The following is a 13724-nucleotide window of genomic DNA, read 5'->3' on the forward strand; positions in this document are numbered from 1 at the left end:
GCCTGCTTGGCTAATGCATGCACAAGCGGTTAAACAGCCGCCAAACGATCAGACATAATCCGTGAGTCCCAGATGACAATCCAATTTCCAGCGGCTCGATCCGCGCCGGCCAAAGATGCGGCGGGCGATCCTATGGTGGCGTTCGAGGCCGTGACGAAGCGCTTCGGCCGCAACGACGAAAACCAGTTCACCGCCCTCGACGGCATCGATCTTTCCGTGGCGCGAGGTGCCATTACCGGCATTATCGGCCGCTCCGGCGCCGGAAAGTCGACGCTGATCCGCCTCGTCAACGGGCTTGAAAAGGCAACCTCCGGCCGTGTCCTGGTCGACGGTGTCGAAGTTGGGGGGCTTTCCGAGAGCGGGCTGCGCGACCTACGCCGGCAAGTCGGCATGATCTTCCAGCACTTCAACCTGCTTTCCTCGCGCACCGCCTTCGAGAACGTCGCGCTGCCCCTCGAAATCGCCGGCCTGCCCGCCAAGGCAATCAGGGAAAAGGTTGGTCCGCTTCTCGATCTCGTCGGCCTGGGCGACAAGGCGAACCGTTATCCGTCCGAGCTTTCCGGCGGCCAGAAGCAGCGCATCGGCATCGCGCGAGCGCTCGCCACTTCGCCGAAACTGCTGCTCTCCGACGAGGCGACCTCAGCGCTCGACCCGGAAACCACCCAGTCGATCCTCGATCTCCTGAGGCGCATCAACGCGGAACTGGGGCTCACCGTGCTGCTCATCACCCATGAGATGGAGGTGGTGAAGACCATCGCTTCCGACGTCGCGGTGATTGACCGGGGACGGATCGTCGAAAAGGGCCGCACCTTTGACGTTTTCACCGATCCGAAGCACGAGACGACGCGGGCGCTGCTTTCAGGGCTTGCCGGCGCGAAGCTGCCGGAAGCGATCGCCCGCAAGCTTGCCGCCACACCGCAGGCGGTCTCGCGCGCCGCGGTGCGCGTCACCTTCTTCGGCGAGACGGCGCAACAGCCGCTGGTTTCCAGGCTTATCCAGGAACTCGGTTCCGAGGTGAACATCATCGCCGGCACGATCGACGAGATCGCCGGCGAGCCCTATGGATCGCTGGTCATCGCCTATTCGGCGACGCCCGAGGTGCTTGCCCGCGCCGAGCGCTTCTATCGCGAGACCGGCCTGCAGACGGAGGTGCTCGGTTATGTCGCCTGACATGCTTTTCAACCTGCTCACCAAGGCGCTTCTCCAGACCCTGCAGATGGTCGCCGCCGCCGGCCTTATCGGCTCGCTGATCGGCCTGCCGATCGGCGTCTTCCTGGCGACCAGCGGCCGCGGCGAACTCTATGCCGCGCCGACCGCAAACCGAATCGTCGGGCTGGTCGTGAATGCGGCGCGCTCGACGCCCTTCATCATCCTCGTCGTGGCGATCATCCCCTTCACCCGGCTGGTGGCAGGTACGTCGATCGGCACGTCGGCCGCGATCGTACCGCTCACCATCGCCACCATTCCCTTCGTCGCGCGGCTGGCCGAAGCGGCGATCCGCGAAGTGGACAAGGGTCTGATCGAGGCTGCGCGCGCCATGGGCGCCACGCCGATGCAGATCGTTTTCAAGGTACTGCTCGCCGAAGCCAGGCCCGGCCTGACGCTGGCGCTCACGCTCACGCTCGTCAGCCTGGTCGGTTATTCGGCCATGGTCGGCGCGGTCGGCGGCGGCGGACTCGGCGACCTCGGCATCCGCTACGGCTACCAGCGCTTCATGCCGGACGTCATGCTGGCGGTGGTCGTGGTGCTGATCGTGCTCGTGCAGGCGATCCAGAGCGCCGGAGACGCGCTCGCCCGACGCTTCGACAAGCGCAGCCGCAAGACCTGATTTTTTTCGAAATCCAGCCTCCCAGGACTGGTCACACAAGAAACCCAAGGAGACACCCATGAGGAAGTTCATCATCGCGGCGGCGCTTGCCGCTTTCGCAGCCGGCCCGGCGCTTGCGGAAACCATCAAGGTCGGCGTGACCCCCGGCCCGCATGCCCAGATCATGGAGAAGGTCAAGGAAGTCGCGGCCGGCAAGGGCCTCGATATCGATATCCTCGAGTTCTCCGATTACGTGGTTCCGAACCAGGCACTGGCGGACGGCGAGCTCAACGCCAATTCCTTCCAGCACCAGCCCTATCTCGACAACCAGGTGGCGGACCGCAAGTTCGATCTCGTCAGCGTCGCCCAGACTGTCAACTTCCCGATGGGCGTCTATTCGAAGAAAGTTAAGAGCCTCGATGAGCTGAAGGACGGCGCCACGATCGCCATCCCGAACGACCCGACGAACGGCGGTCGCGCGCTGCTCATCCTCGCTGACCAGGGATTGATCAAGGTTGATGCCGCCAAGGGCCTGAAGATCGGCCCGGCCGATGTCACCGAAAACCCGAAGAACATCGAGTTCGCCGAGCTCGATGCCGCCCAGCTCCCCCGCTCGCTCGATGATGTCGACGCGTCGGTGATCAATACCAATTACGCGCTGGAAGCCGGCCTCAATCCAAAGTCGGATCCGATCGCCCGCGAAGGCGAGAAGGCGCCCTATATCAACGTCATCGCCGTCAGCGCCAAGGACAAGGACGCTGCCTGGGTCAAGACGCTGATCGAGGCCTATCACAGCGATTCCGTGAAGGATTTCGTCAATACCCAGTTCAAGGGTGCGGTCGTCGCAGCCTGGTAACTCAGGATTTTCTGTATTTCTTTGCAGGGCCGGTCCTCGAAGGCGAGGGCCGGCCTTCTCCTTTAACGCTATCTGAAGGAATACCCGCGAAAGATGTAAAATCCAACGAGGTATTCCATGCGGTTTCTTCCGTCACGTTTTCGGCGCCCCGTTTCCGTCGGCCGTCGTTCCGCCGTGACGTCGATGCTGTTTGTTTTTGCGGTCGTCGTCGTCCTGGTGACGACCTTCATTCTGACCGCGCTCGATCGTCTTGCGGACCATGCCAATCGTCTTGATGACGCCCGGTCGCGGGAAACCACCACAGGCGCGATCCATACGTTCGAAGATCAGCTCCACGCGACGCTGAACGACTATGCCGCCTGGGACGATGCCGCCAAATTCGTCTACGCCGGCGACCAGGAGTGGATCGTCAGCAATTATGGCGACATGACTGTCAATAGCGATCTCTTCGACCTTGCCGTGGTCATGGATGCGGATCGAAACGTGCTCATGGCCTATCAGGACGGCCAGCCGGTTACCTGGTTGCCGCAGGATTATCTCGACGCATCGCTCTGGACGCTGTTCGACATGGCGAGTTCCGCCGGTCCTGCCGCTGTGCCGGAAGCGGCAGGCTTCATCCGGACAAAAAAGGGCGTGGCTGCCGTCGGGGTCGCGTTGATCCGTCAGAAATCCGGCGCCCTCGACCAGCCTCCGCGGAGCCGGCGCTTCCTGATCTTTGCACGCCATCTGGATGAGGCAAAGGTCAAGAAGCTCGCGGAGACCTATGTCATCGACGGCCTTCGCTTTGCCGATGCGGGCGAGGTGACGCCCAATACCGTGGAGATCCGCAATATCCATGGCAAGGTGCTGCAGCAGCTTGTCTGGCGTTCGCGACTGCCGGGCAATATGGCGTATGCGCAGGTACGACCGCTCGTCTATTCTGCACTTGCCATGGTCGGCCTGTTCTTCCTGCTTCTCTTCGTCTCCGGCAGCAAGACGCTGAACCGGCTGAAAGCCGATGAGGCGGCTGCGCGGCATCTTGCGATGAGAGACCGGCTGAGCGGGCTTTTGAACCGGGCGGGTTTCTTTGCCGCACTGGACGGCCTTGTCTTGGAAAGCCGCCGTGGCGGCATCGACGTAGCTCTGCTCTATCTCGATCTCGACGGGTTCAAGGAGGTCAACGACGCCTATGGCCACGGCACCGGCGACAGGTTGATCCGCGGTGTGGCAGCCGGCCTCAAGGCGCTTGTCGGCAAGGAGGCGATCCTTGCCCGGGTTGGCGGTGACGAGTTCGCCGTTGCTGTTTCCTCTGCGCATGTCGGCCGGATCGCGGATATCCTGAGCGACCGCATCCACGGCTTCCTCGACGAGCCCTTCGTGATCGGCGAACGGGTCGCGACCGTCGGAACCAGCATCGGCGTCGCCATCTCCCGAAGGGGCGGGATTTCCGGCGAGGAACTGGTGCGGCATGCCGACATGGCCATGTATCGCGCCAAGGAGACCGGTGGCGGCCGAACCGTGCATTTCCAGCCGGAGATGGATGCGGAGCGCCAGGAGCGCAACATGCTGGAGATCGATCTCAGGCGGGCAATCGAGCAACGCGAAATCAATGTGGTCTATCAGCCCGTGGTGGATGCGCAGACATGGAGTCTGGTCGGTGTCGAGGCCCTTGCCCGCTGGGATCGCGAGGGGCATGGTCCGGTGTCGCCCGACGTCTTCATTCCGATCGCAGAATCGACCGGCCTCATCGACCAGCTTGGGCTGTTTGTGCTGCGCCGCGCCTGCGAGATGATCGCTCACTGGCCGGATCTGAGGCTCTCCGTCAACATTTCACCGGGACAGTTCCGCGATCCCGCCTTTGCAGTGCATGTCGGGGCGGTCTTCCGGGCGGTGGAAACGGACCCGGCGCGCATTACGCTGGAAATGACCGAGGGCTATTTCATCCGAAATCCGGATCGTGCGCGTGTCGCGCTCGCCACGCTGCAACAGCTTGGCGTCAAAATCGCCCTCGACGACTTCGGGGCTGGGTTTTCCAGCGTCGGATATCTCCGCCAATTCGGCTTCGACAGGATGAAGCTCGACAAGTCGATGGTGCATGCCCTGGACAGAGGGGGCCGCGCCGTCGAGATGCTGCAGGCGACGGTGGCGCTTGCCCGTGCGCTCGATATTCCGGTGACGGCCGAGGGCGTGGAGACCGAAAGCCAGGCGTTGGCGCTGAAGGTCAGCGGTTGCGACGAACTGCAAGGCTATATGTTCGGAAAACCGATGTCGGCCGGCGAAATCGACGCCCTCTATCGCGGTGACCGGAGGCCGGATGGCCTCAGCGCGGCTTGAGAAATCAGCCGCCGATATGTTTCTCGCCGCGCTTCTTCGCCAGCATGATCTGGTGCTGCCGTTGGCGATAGCGCAGCCGGTCTTCTTCCGTCCGCGTGTGATAGCAGTGGCTGCAGGAAACGCCTTCCTCGAAATAGGGCGAGTTGACCTCTTCTGCCGAAATCGGGTTGCGGCAGGCATGGCAGAGCCGGTGCGGGCCTTCCCTCAATCCGTGCTCGACCGAGACCCGCTCGTCGAAGACGAAGCAGGCACCTTCCCAGAGGCTTTCTTCTTGCGGCACTTCCTCGAGGTATTTCAGGATGCCGCCTTTGAGGTGGTAGACGTCCTCGAAGCCCTGCTCCTTCATGAAGGCGGTCGCCTTCTCGCAGCGGATGCCGCCGGTGCAGTACATGGCGATCTTCGGCTTGTTGTGCAGGCCGGGGTTGTTCTTCACCCAGTCCGGAAACTCGCGGAACGTCTTGGTCTTCGGATCGACGGCGCCCTTGAAGATGCCGATCGCCGTCTCGTAGTCGTTGCGGGTGTCGACGATGATCGTGTCCGGGTCGGAGATCAGCGCGTTCCAGTCCTTCGGATCGACATAGGTGCCGACGATGCGGTTGGGATCGATGTCCTCGACGCCCATCGTGACGATTTCCCTTTTCAGCCGCACCTTCATGCGCAGGAAAGGCATCTTCGAGGCGCGGCTCTCCTTATGTTCCAGCTTTGCGAATTCCGGCTGGGAACGCAGGTAGGCCAGAAGGCCGGCGATCGCGTCGTCGGTCCCGGCGACGGTGCCGTTGATGCCCTCGCGGGCGATGAGCAGCGTGCCCTTGATGCCATTCTCATCACAGAAGGCCTGCAGCGGCGCGCGAAAACTCTCGTAGCGGTCGAAACGCGCGAAATGGTAGAGCGCGGCCACGAGAACGGCGCCCGTCGTTTCGGGGCGAGAAAGAGCGAGATTTTCTGTCATGGCGCTGAAATACAGGGTCAGACCGGTTCGCGCAACGCAGTTTCTTGCGGATGCGTCTGATGGGTCTTGTGGACCTTTGCCGCCCTGCGCTCCTTGCGGGATGCCGTGGCGGCCTTTTTCCAGAGAAGGGCGATGAGCGCGCTTTCCGTTTCGGCACTGTCGGAGAAGGCGTCCTGCGCCCTTTCCAAGGCCTCATGCCGCAGCGCCTGCTGGCGTGCGATGATCGCGCCGAGGATGAGCGCGAGCGTGTCGCCGTTGCCGAAAAGCTCCGGGCTCTCGTTCACCAGTCCCGTCAGCACTGAGAGGTCGTGCTCGTGGCCGAGCAGGTCGACGAGCTCTTTTGCCTGTCTCTGCTTGGCGAGCATGGCGGAAGGCCAGATATCACCGAGGAGCGAGGTGTGCATCCAATAGGTCTGGCCGCATTTGCGCAGTTCGTGATAGGCCTCGGCGTCGCCACGTTCCTCGCAGGCGGCAAACGCGGCATGCGCCCTCAGCCGCTGTTTCCGCCAGGCCTTTGCAAGCCGCCTGGCGGTCTTGCCAGGAGCATCGTCCAGTTCGAGTTCTTCGATGGCGCCGACCGCCTCATGGCAGGTGGCGACCGCTGCCGCCACCTTCGCCGGCAAGTCATGCTCTTCGGCGGCAATCCGGTCGCGCCGTTCGGTCAGCACCTTGAGCGCGAAGGCGAGGGCGGCCGTCTCCTCTGCCGAACCCGTCTGATTGGCGAGATAATCCACGGTTTCCACCAGGGCCGTCGCATCACGCACGGCCGAAAGCGTCCGCGCCATGTCGCGGATGCGGGCGTTTTCGCGCCGGCGGAATTCCTTCGCGTCCGGTTGGACCAGCCGGTAGAGGGCGCGTATCCGCTTGAATCGCTTGCGTGCGTCGTGAACTGCCTCGTGCGGGCCGTCCGGCTGGTCCTCAAGCAGGCGGATCGCTTTCAAAAGCTGGTTTTCGGCAACGGAGCGGAACTCAGCGGTGAAGGGCTTAGCGGGCCGCAGACGATAGGCCATTGATCAGCTCCCTGCTCAGATCCTCAGTCGCCATCACCACATTCGAATAACGTCGGTCGCCGGTGATCTCTCGCCCCACCCAGCCGGGGAGTTCGGGGCTCGCATTCTCGTCTTCTATCTCGACTTCCGCCACGATGAGCCCCTCGTAGGTCCCGCCATAGACATCGACCTCCCAGACATAGCCCTCGTGCTTCACCTCGTAGCGGGTCTTTTCGAGCACGATGCCGACGGCGCTCTGCACCATTTCCTCGGCATCGGAGAGGGGGATGTCGTACTCGAACTCGTCGCGGGCGATGAGTTTCCGGCCGATCTTGATGGTGAGCGTGGCGCGGGCATGGTCCATGATGCGGACACGGACCGAACGGTCGTCGCCGGAAGCGATGTAGGCCTGGAGGAAATCCGAGGATGACGACACTTCGGAGCGCCAGCCGTCGTCCTTCACCAGAAACTTGCGCTCGATTTCCTTGGCCATAACCCGTCCATATACTCAGGAACTCTCATAACCCTAGTGCAAAGGTTTGATTTGGCAAACCCGCCTTGCGGCCGCATGGTGTTTTTTCTCGACAATGACGGTCTCGGGCGTTATCTCCGGGCTCAGTTTTCAATCGTTTTAACGGAGATTATCGCCATGGCCGGCAAAACCGAAAAGCTGCTTTCCATCCTGAAGCTGCAGCCGGTGGTCCCGGTGCTGATCGTCGACGATGCGAAATCCGCGGTCGGGCTTGCGAAGGCGCTCGTTGCCGGCGGCCTGAAGGCGATCGAGATCACCATGCGCACGCCGGCTGCTCTCGATGCCGTGAAGGCCGTGGCCGCCGAAGTCGAAGGCGCCAATGTCGGTGCCGGCACCATCCTCAATGCGAAGGATTTCGATGCGGCCGTCAAGGCGGGCTCGACCTTCATCGTCAGCCCAGGCTCGACGCCGGGCGTTCTTTCCGCGGCCAAGGATTCGCCCGTGCCGCTTCTGCCGGGTGCGGCGACGGCAAGCGAGGTCATGGCGCTGCGCGAGGCGGGCTATGGCGTCCTGAAATTCTTCCCGGCCGAACAGGCCGGTGGTGCCGCCTATCTGAAGGCGCTTTCGTCGCCGCTCGCCGGGACGCTGTTCTGCCCGACCGGCGGCATTTCGCTGAAGAATGCCAACGACTATCTCTCACTGCCGAATGTCGTCTGTGTCGGCGGCTCCTGGGTGGCGCCAAAAGAGCTTGTTTCGTCCGGCGACTGGACCGGCATCACCAAGCTCGCTTCGGAAGCGGCGGCGCTGAAGGCCTGATCGCCCGCGGCGAGACGCTCACAAACCCGTCTTTGTAATTTCACAATCGCATTCCTATCTTGCTCCCGAAACCAACAGGGAGATCACGCGATGTTTGACGCCAAGAAGCTTCTCGACCAGTTCCTGGGCTCGCAGATGCCGGGCCTTTCGGGAACGGTGAGGGACCGGGCAGGGCAGGCGGGCCAGCTCGCCAGGGACAATCCGCTTGCCACCGGGGCGATCGTCGCGGCTCTCCTGGGTACGAAGACCGGCCGCAAACTCGCCGGCAACGTCGCGACGGTCGGCGGCCTCGCCGCAATCGCCGGCCTAGGTTATCTCGCCTACAAGAACTACAAGTCCGGCCAGTCGCCGGAGACTGTGCCGCAGCCATCGCCACAGGCCGAGACGCCGGTCCTTTCGCCGCCTGCCGATTCCGCCTTCAGCACGCAATCGCCACTGCTCACCAACGATTTCGCGCTCACGCTCATCCGCGCCATGATCGCCGCTGCCAAGGCGGACGGCCATATCGACCAGAGCGAGCGCGCCAACATCATGGAAAAGGTGCACGCGGTCGATCTTGGTTCGGAGGCAGAGGCTTTCATCAAGCACGAGCTCGCCAATCCGGTCGATATGGACGAGCTTGTTGCGGCAGCCAGGACCGAAGAGCAGAAGGTCGAAATCTATGCCGCCACGCGGCTGACGATCGACCCCGATACGCGTGCCGAACGTGGCTATCTCGATCTGCTTGCCGGTCGCCTCGGCCTGCCGGACGCTTTGATCGACCATATCGACGCCACCGTCTCGGCGGCGAAGGTGAAGGTTTGATCGTTGCCTTCAGGCCAGTTGCCTTTGCCCTGCCGCTGGCCTAAGCCTCTTTGCTCAATGGCAGAGGCAGACATGCGCGATCTCAAGAACTACAAGGTGGCCGCTCCCGCTCCGGTCACACTCAAGGGCCGGTTCGCGACCCTCGAACCCTATGAGAGGGAAAAGCACCTTCAGGCGCTGTGGGATGCATTGGGCGGCAAGGCAGGCATCAACGATCTGCTCAAATATTTTCCCAATGACGAATATGCCGAAGCCGGAGAACTTGGCGCCTGGATCGAGAATGCCCGTGCCGTTTCGAACTGGGTGACGCTGGTCTTCCGCGAGAACGCCACCGGCAAAGTGGTCGGCATGGCGAGCTACATGCGTCCTGATCCGAAGAACGGTGTGGTCGAGGTCGGTTCCGTCGCGCACGGGCTTTCCATGAAGCGCTCGCCGATTGCCACCGAAGCGCATTACCTGATGGCCAAGCACGTCTTCGAGGATCTCGATTACCGCCGCTACGAGTGGAAATGCCATAACGAAAACGAGGCGAGCAAGACGACGGCGCGGCGTTACGGCTTCACCTTCGAAGGCGTCTTCCGCCAGCACGTCATCTCCAAGGGCGCCAATCGCGATACCGCCTGGTTCTCGATGATCGACACGGAGTGGCCGCTCATCAAGGCCGCTTTCGAGGCCTGGCTCGCCCCGGAGAATTTCGACGCGGAAGGACAGCAGAAACGGCGGCTCGAAGATATCCGCGCCGGGATTGCCAAGGAGATGGCCGCATGAGCCCTGAAACCAGATCACAGGCAATCGCCGCTGCCGTTATCCTTGTCGGCGCCGGCCTCGTCATCTATTTCCTGCCGACCATTGTGCTCGGCATCGGAGAGTTTTCGCCGGCGCTCGGCTTCATCGTCGGCGCGGCATTGCTGCTCGGCTTCTTCGCGATCTTCTGGCTGAGAGCGCGCTACCAGCGGCGCAAATAGCCGTCTTCATGCCATGAACCGCGGCAGGGCCGCAGCCAGTGCATCGACCGCGAGGCGCACCTTCAGCGGCAGGTGCGGCGTCTGCAGCCAGAGCGCGTGGCAATCGTAGAGAAAAGGCGGCTCATCCGGCAGAAGCTGCACGAGCAAGCCTTTGCGAATGCGTTCATGCACGAGCCAACCCGGCAACCAGACTAACCCCATTCCCGCCGCTGCGGCATCGGCGACCGCGTCCAGGTCGTCGAGCCGGAACCGATTGGGCGGCGATATTTCCAGCGGCGATTGCCCCTCGCGGGGAAAAAGCCACGGAGGGACGGGGCCTGACCGGCGGTAGACGACCGCTTGGTGTGCCGCCAGTTCTTCAATCTTTCCCGGCCGGCCATGAGTTGCAAGATAACCCGGTGATGCGCAGACCAGCATCGGCTGGCGTGCGACGCGGCGGGCGATCACGCCGGCCCTGTCATCGAGATCGCCGGTGCGGATCGCCAGATCGTAGCCGTCCTCTGCAAGATCGATAAGTCGGTCATTGAAGGACAGATCGAGTTCGACTGCCGGATGGCGCTGCGCGAATTTCATAAGGACCGGCAGGACACAATGACGACCGAAATGCACGGGCATGGCGATCCGCAGCTTTCCGCGCGGTTCGGATTGATGGTCGGCGGCAAGCGCATCGGCCGCCTCGGCTTCCGCCAAAATCATGCGGCAGCGGTCGTAATAGGCCCGACCGAAATCCGTAAGGCTCTGGCGGCGCGTGGTGCGGTGGAGGAGGCGGACGCCGAGCCGTTCTTCGAGAAACTGCACGTGCTTGCCGACCATGGGAGCGGAAAGTTCAAGCGCGTCGGCCGCGGCCGCAAAGGAGCCCAGATCGGTCGCCTTGACGAATACGGCCATGCTGGTCAGACGATCCATATTGAAAACTCCTGGTTTCGACTGTCGTGCCGGCAAAGCTCTTTATCGCTTCTGTGGGTGTTGGCATAGCTTATTCCGTTCAATGGTTTTGGAGTTGAGAATGGCGCGCGTTGTCCGCTTCCATCAACACGGTGGCCCGGAAGTCCTGCGGATCGAGAATGTCGATGTCCCGCGGCCGGGTTCGGGCGAGGTCCGTATCCGCGTAAAAGCGCTCGGTCTTAACCGAGCCGAGGCTTTGCTGCGGGGGGGAACCTATATCGAGACGCCGGCCCTGCCTTCGGGACTCGGGCTCGAAGCGGCGGGCATCGTCGACGCGGTCGGGGAAGGTGTGTCAGGCGTCGCGCCGGACGATGTGGTGAGCATCGTGCCGCCGATCTCCATGATCCGCTGGCCCGCCTATGGCGAGTTCGTCGTATTTCCCGAACATCTCGTCGTTAGGCATCCGCCATCGCTCGGCTTCGAGGCCGCGGCTGCCCTCTGGATGTCCCATCTTACCGCTTATGGCGCGCTGATCGATATTGCCAGGCTGCAACGAGGCGATTTCGTCATCATCACCGCAGCATCGAGCAGCGTCGGACTGGCCGCGGTCCAAATCGCCAAGCTGGTCGGTGCGATACCCGTTGCTGTCACGCGGACGTCAGCCAAGAAAGAGGCTTTGCTGGAAAATGGCGCGGCGCATGTGATTGCCTCGGCAGAGGAGGATCTGGAAGGCCGGTTGAAAGAAATTGCTGGTCCGGGCGGCGCGAGAGTGGTGTTCGATGCGGTCGGCGGATCGATCTTCGTGCCCCTGACGGCCGCGATGGCGCGGGGCGGCATCCTCATCGAATACGGCGGGCTGAGCCCGGAACCAACGCCTTTCCCGCTATTCACCGTGCTCGGCAAATGCCTGACGCTGCGTGGCTACCTGGTTCACGAGATCATCGGCGATCCGGCACGACTGGAAACGGCCAAGGCATTCATCCACGACGGACTGGAGCGGGGTTTGTTCCGACCGGTGATCGCCAGAACCTTTCCTTTCGAGGAAATCGTCGAGGCGCACCGCTTTCTCGAATCGAACCAGCAGTTCGGCAAAATCGTTGTGACCATCTGACCGCTTTTCGCGATCAGCCGCCAGCAAGGCTCGAAGCCTGCAGCGACGCGCCGAGCAGGGAAAGACCCACCAGCAGCACGAAGAGCGCACCGCCGATCTCGATCGCGTGGGTGACGCGTCGACCTGCCGGCGAGCCCGGGCCGGCGATCCTCACCGCCACGTCCTTGGCGGATACCGCCAGGATGGCGAGGATGGTCACGGTGATCGCCGTGCCGATCGACATGGCGAGTACGGAAAGCACGCCACCGAGATAGAGGCTGTTCAGGAGCGCAAAGCTCATCACCAGGATCGCGCCGGAGCAGGGTCGCAAACCGACTGCAATGATCGCCGACCAGGCTTCCCGCAGGCTGAAATCTTTCGATTTCAGCATCGCAGGGTCGGGCATATGGCTCGCGCCGCAGGTTTCGCAATATTCGCCATCGCCCTGATACTCGTGGTCGTCGATTTCGACGGCCTGGAAGTTGAGCCCGGTCGTGCTGCGGCCGGCGCCTGCGGAGGCGGCCATGGGCAAGGTGACGACGCGCATCCTGAGCGCCCGGATCTTCTTCACGAGCAGCCAGGCGCCGAAGAGAGCGACCAGCGCGAAACTTGCGATCTCCATCGCCTGGGTCGCGGCCGTCATGGTGATGCCAGAGCCGCGCAGCACGAAATAGGCCGCGCCGACCAGAAGGATCGCGACTGCGCCCTGCAGCAGGGCGGAGATGAGGGAGATGACGATACCCCGTTTGAGCTGCACCTCGTTGGCGATCATGTAGGAGGAGATCACCGCCTTGCCGTGGCCGGGGCCGGCGGCGTGGAAGACGCCATAGGCGAAGGAAAGGCCGATCAGGCCGGAGAGCGCCCACGGGTCCTCGCGCATTACCTTCAGCGCGCCGGTCAGCGCCCGGTAGAAAGCCTGCTGATGGGCGTTAATCCAGGCGAAGAAGGGGCCGAGCGGCCCGCCGATCGAAAATGCCGGTTCGGCTGAGCCCACTCCGAGCGGCGACTGTGCATGCGCCGCGCCAGCAACTGCCAGCACCGTCATGACGATGAGGGGCAGGGTCCGGCGGGACTTCAGCATGTCACTTCCAGTCTCGTGGCGAACAGTTTTGTCATGTCGGTACCGGTCGGATCGCTGAAGAAGGCGTCGGTCAGAGACGCGCTGTTTTGCGAAATCACCTCGTCGGGATCGGGCCGGACGACCTTGTGCTGACATTTGGCGAAGCCTGCTCCCTGCACGACCAGGTCGCCATCGGTCGGGAAATCGATCGAGGTATAGAGCGAGGGATCGTAAATGCCGAAGGCGAGCCTGCCCTTGAGCGGGACCGGCTTTTCCGGTTTGACCGCGAAGATGACGAGAAGCTGGTTGTTTTCGTCGAGAGAGGCGTGAATCACGTCCGGCTTCTGCACCTCGAACGAAGCCCCATTCACGGTAATCGTTGTGAAGTAATGGTAATCGGCAAGCGACTTGCGCATCGTTTCGCCGAGTTCGGCAAGCTCGGCCGCGTCGAGCTTCAAGTCGGTGTTCTTGTCGAAGTCGAGCAGGACGCTGGATGAGAACACTTCGTCGAAGCGCCAGACATTGTGCAGTTCGGCGAGATTGCCGTCATTGCCGGCCACGACTTCCAGCCTCGCCTCGGCGAAGATATGCGGATGGGCGAGCGCCGGCAGCGGCACGCAAGCCGCCGCAAGCGCAGCAATGGTGAAGAATCGATATCTCATGCGCCTCAGCTGGCTCCCGCTTCGTCCCTCGCGCTGTGCCGCACAATTGGGACGGA

General features: G+C 62.7%; 15 protein-coding genes. 9 read left to right on the top strand and 6 right to left on the bottom strand.

Annotated elements, in window-relative coordinates:
- Window positions 1-72 precede the first annotated feature (72 nt).
- The 4 genes from J2046_RS25530 to J2046_RS25545 all read left to right on the top strand — a co-directional run bounded on the left by J2046_RS25530 (window position 73) and on the right by J2046_RS25545 (window position 4976).
- A complete protein-coding gene (locus tag J2046_RS25530) occupies window positions 73-1170 on the top strand; it encodes a methionine ABC transporter ATP-binding protein (RefSeq protein ID WP_411828552.1) in 1098 nt (365 codons plus the stop codon).
- Window positions 1160-1828, top strand: a complete 669-nt coding sequence (locus tag J2046_RS25535; protein ID WP_210056646.1) for a methionine ABC transporter permease — start codon at window positions 1160-1162, stop codon at window positions 1826-1828. Before J2046_RS25530 ends, J2046_RS25535 begins: the two co-directional genes overlap by 11 nt.
- Before the next feature lie 58 nt (window positions 1829-1886).
- The gene (locus J2046_RS25540) at window positions 1887-2663 is read left to right on the top strand and encodes a MetQ/NlpA family ABC transporter substrate-binding protein (protein ID WP_210056647.1); all 777 of its coding nucleotides are present in this window, start codon (window positions 1887-1889) and stop codon (window positions 2661-2663) included.
- Between the two features lie 117 nt (window positions 2664-2780).
- A complete protein-coding gene (locus J2046_RS25545; RefSeq protein ID WP_210056648.1) occupies window positions 2781-4976 on the top strand; it encodes a bifunctional diguanylate cyclase/phosphodiesterase in 2196 nt (731 codons plus the stop codon).
- A 4-nt stretch (window positions 4977-4980) separates the two neighbouring features.
- Here the strand turns inward: J2046_RS25545 and trhO are convergent, their stop codons facing one another.
- The 3 genes from trhO to J2046_RS25560 are packed head-to-tail and all read right to left on the bottom strand — an operon-like array spanning window position 4981 to window position 7407.
- Window positions 4981-5925, bottom strand: a complete 945-nt coding sequence (gene trhO, locus J2046_RS25550; protein WP_210056650.1) for an oxygen-dependent tRNA uridine(34) hydroxylase TrhO — start codon at window positions 5923-5925, stop codon at window positions 4981-4983.
- Between the two features lie 17 nt (window positions 5926-5942).
- Entirely contained in the window at window positions 5943-6935 is a 993-nt protein-coding gene (locus J2046_RS25555) for a CHAD domain-containing protein (RefSeq protein WP_210056652.1), read from the bottom strand.
- Window positions 6910-7407 carry a CYTH domain-containing protein gene (locus J2046_RS25560; RefSeq protein WP_210056653.1) on the bottom strand — a complete coding sequence of 166 codons (498 nt, stop codon included), beginning with the start codon at window positions 7405-7407 and terminating at the stop codon, window positions 6910-6912. The genes J2046_RS25555 and J2046_RS25560 overlap by 26 nt, the downstream gene beginning before the upstream one ends.
- 156 nt (window positions 7408-7563) lie before the next feature.
- On the opposite strand from J2046_RS25560, the gene J2046_RS25565 reads away from it, so the two are divergent.
- The 4 genes from J2046_RS25565 to J2046_RS25580 all read left to right on the top strand — a co-directional run bounded on the left by J2046_RS25565 (window position 7564) and on the right by J2046_RS25580 (window position 9971).
- The gene (locus tag J2046_RS25565; RefSeq protein WP_210056656.1) at window positions 7564-8202 is read left to right on the top strand and encodes a 2-dehydro-3-deoxy-phosphogluconate aldolase; all 639 of its coding nucleotides are present in this window, start codon (window positions 7564-7566) and stop codon (window positions 8200-8202) included.
- A 90-nt stretch (window positions 8203-8292) separates the two neighbouring features.
- Window positions 8293-9006: a tellurite resistance TerB family protein gene (locus J2046_RS25570; protein WP_210056657.1), complete on the top strand. Its 714-nt coding sequence runs from the start codon at window positions 8293-8295 to the stop codon at window positions 9004-9006.
- 72 nt (window positions 9007-9078) lie between these two features.
- Window positions 9079-9774 carry a GNAT family N-acetyltransferase gene (locus J2046_RS25575; protein ID WP_210056659.1) on the top strand — a complete coding sequence of 232 codons (696 nt, stop codon included), beginning with the start codon at window positions 9079-9081 and terminating at the stop codon, window positions 9772-9774.
- On the top strand, window positions 9771-9971 hold the full coding sequence (locus J2046_RS25580) for a hypothetical protein (RefSeq protein WP_210056661.1): 201 nt from the start codon (window positions 9771-9773) through the stop codon (window positions 9969-9971). The genes J2046_RS25575 and J2046_RS25580 overlap by 4 nt, the downstream gene beginning before the upstream one ends.
- 6 nt (window positions 9972-9977) lie before the next feature.
- Here J2046_RS25580 and J2046_RS25585 read toward each other — a convergent pair whose 3' ends face one another.
- A complete protein-coding gene (locus tag J2046_RS25585; protein WP_210056662.1) occupies window positions 9978-10877 on the bottom strand; it encodes a LysR family transcriptional regulator in 900 nt (299 codons plus the stop codon).
- 100 nt (window positions 10878-10977) lie between these two features.
- On the opposite strand from J2046_RS25585, the gene J2046_RS25590 reads away from it, so the two are divergent.
- Window positions 10978-11967 carry a zinc-dependent alcohol dehydrogenase family protein gene (locus J2046_RS25590; protein WP_210056663.1) on the top strand — a complete coding sequence of 330 codons (990 nt, stop codon included), beginning with the start codon at window positions 10978-10980 and terminating at the stop codon, window positions 11965-11967.
- 13 nt (window positions 11968-11980) lie between these two features.
- Here the strand turns inward: J2046_RS25590 and J2046_RS25595 are convergent, their stop codons facing one another.
- Together J2046_RS25595 and J2046_RS25600 are read right to left on the bottom strand one after the other, a co-directional pair.
- A complete protein-coding gene (locus tag J2046_RS25595; RefSeq protein ID WP_210056664.1) occupies window positions 11981-13027 on the bottom strand; it encodes a nickel/cobalt transporter in 1047 nt (348 codons plus the stop codon).
- On the bottom strand, window positions 13021-13668 hold the full coding sequence (locus tag J2046_RS25600) for a DUF1007 family protein (protein WP_210056665.1): 648 nt from the start codon (window positions 13666-13668) through the stop codon (window positions 13021-13023). The genes J2046_RS25595 and J2046_RS25600 overlap by 7 nt, the downstream gene beginning before the upstream one ends.
- Between the last annotated feature and the right edge of the window lie 56 nt (window positions 13669-13724).

It is taken from the genome of Neorhizobium petrolearium (assembly GCF_017873175.1).
Taxonomy (GTDB): Bacteria; Pseudomonadota; Alphaproteobacteria; order Rhizobiales; family Rhizobiaceae; genus Neorhizobium; species Neorhizobium petrolearium.

Excerpts from the sequence above, each read along its gene's own strand:
- J2046_RS25600 (WP_210056665.1), bottom strand. The coding sequence starts at position 13,668 with ATGAGATATCGATTCTTCACCATTGCTGCGCTTGCGGCGGCTTGCGTG.
- J2046_RS25530 (WP_411828552.1), top strand. The coding sequence starts at position 73 with ATGACAATCCAATTTCCAGCGGCTCGATCCGCGCCGGCCAAAGATGCG.
- J2046_RS25545 (WP_210056648.1), top strand. The coding sequence starts at position 2,781 with ATGCGGTTTCTTCCGTCACGTTTTCGGCGCCCCGTTTCCGTCGGCCGT.
- J2046_RS25555 (WP_210056652.1), bottom strand. The coding sequence starts at position 6,935 with ATGGCCTATCGTCTGCGGCCCGCTAAGCCCTTCACCGCTGAGTTCCGC.
- trhO (WP_210056650.1), bottom strand. The coding sequence starts at position 5,925 with ATGACAGAAAATCTCGCTCTTTCTCGCCCCGAAACGACGGGCGCCGTT.
- J2046_RS25575 (WP_210056659.1), top strand. The coding sequence starts at position 9,079 with ATGCGCGATCTCAAGAACTACAAGGTGGCCGCTCCCGCTCCGGTCACA.
- J2046_RS25540 (WP_210056647.1), top strand. The coding sequence starts at position 1,887 with ATGAGGAAGTTCATCATCGCGGCGGCGCTTGCCGCTTTCGCAGCCGGC.
- J2046_RS25535 (WP_210056646.1), top strand. The coding sequence starts at position 1,160 with ATGTCGCCTGACATGCTTTTCAACCTGCTCACCAAGGCGCTTCTCCAG.
- J2046_RS25595 (WP_210056664.1), bottom strand. The coding sequence starts at position 13,027 with ATGCTGAAGTCCCGCCGGACCCTGCCCCTCATCGTCATGACGGTGCTG.
- J2046_RS25585 (WP_210056662.1), bottom strand. The coding sequence starts at position 10,877 with ATGGATCGTCTGACCAGCATGGCCGTATTCGTCAAGGCGACCGATCTG.
- J2046_RS25565 (WP_210056656.1), top strand. The coding sequence starts at position 7,564 with ATGGCCGGCAAAACCGAAAAGCTGCTTTCCATCCTGAAGCTGCAGCCG.
- J2046_RS25590 (WP_210056663.1), top strand. The coding sequence starts at position 10,978 with ATGGCGCGCGTTGTCCGCTTCCATCAACACGGTGGCCCGGAAGTCCTG.
- J2046_RS25570 (WP_210056657.1), top strand. The coding sequence starts at position 8,293 with ATGTTTGACGCCAAGAAGCTTCTCGACCAGTTCCTGGGCTCGCAGATG.
- J2046_RS25560 (WP_210056653.1), bottom strand. The coding sequence starts at position 7,407 with ATGGCCAAGGAAATCGAGCGCAAGTTTCTGGTGAAGGACGACGGCTGG.
- J2046_RS25580 (WP_210056661.1), top strand. The coding sequence starts at position 9,771 with ATGAGCCCTGAAACCAGATCACAGGCAATCGCCGCTGCCGTTATCCTT.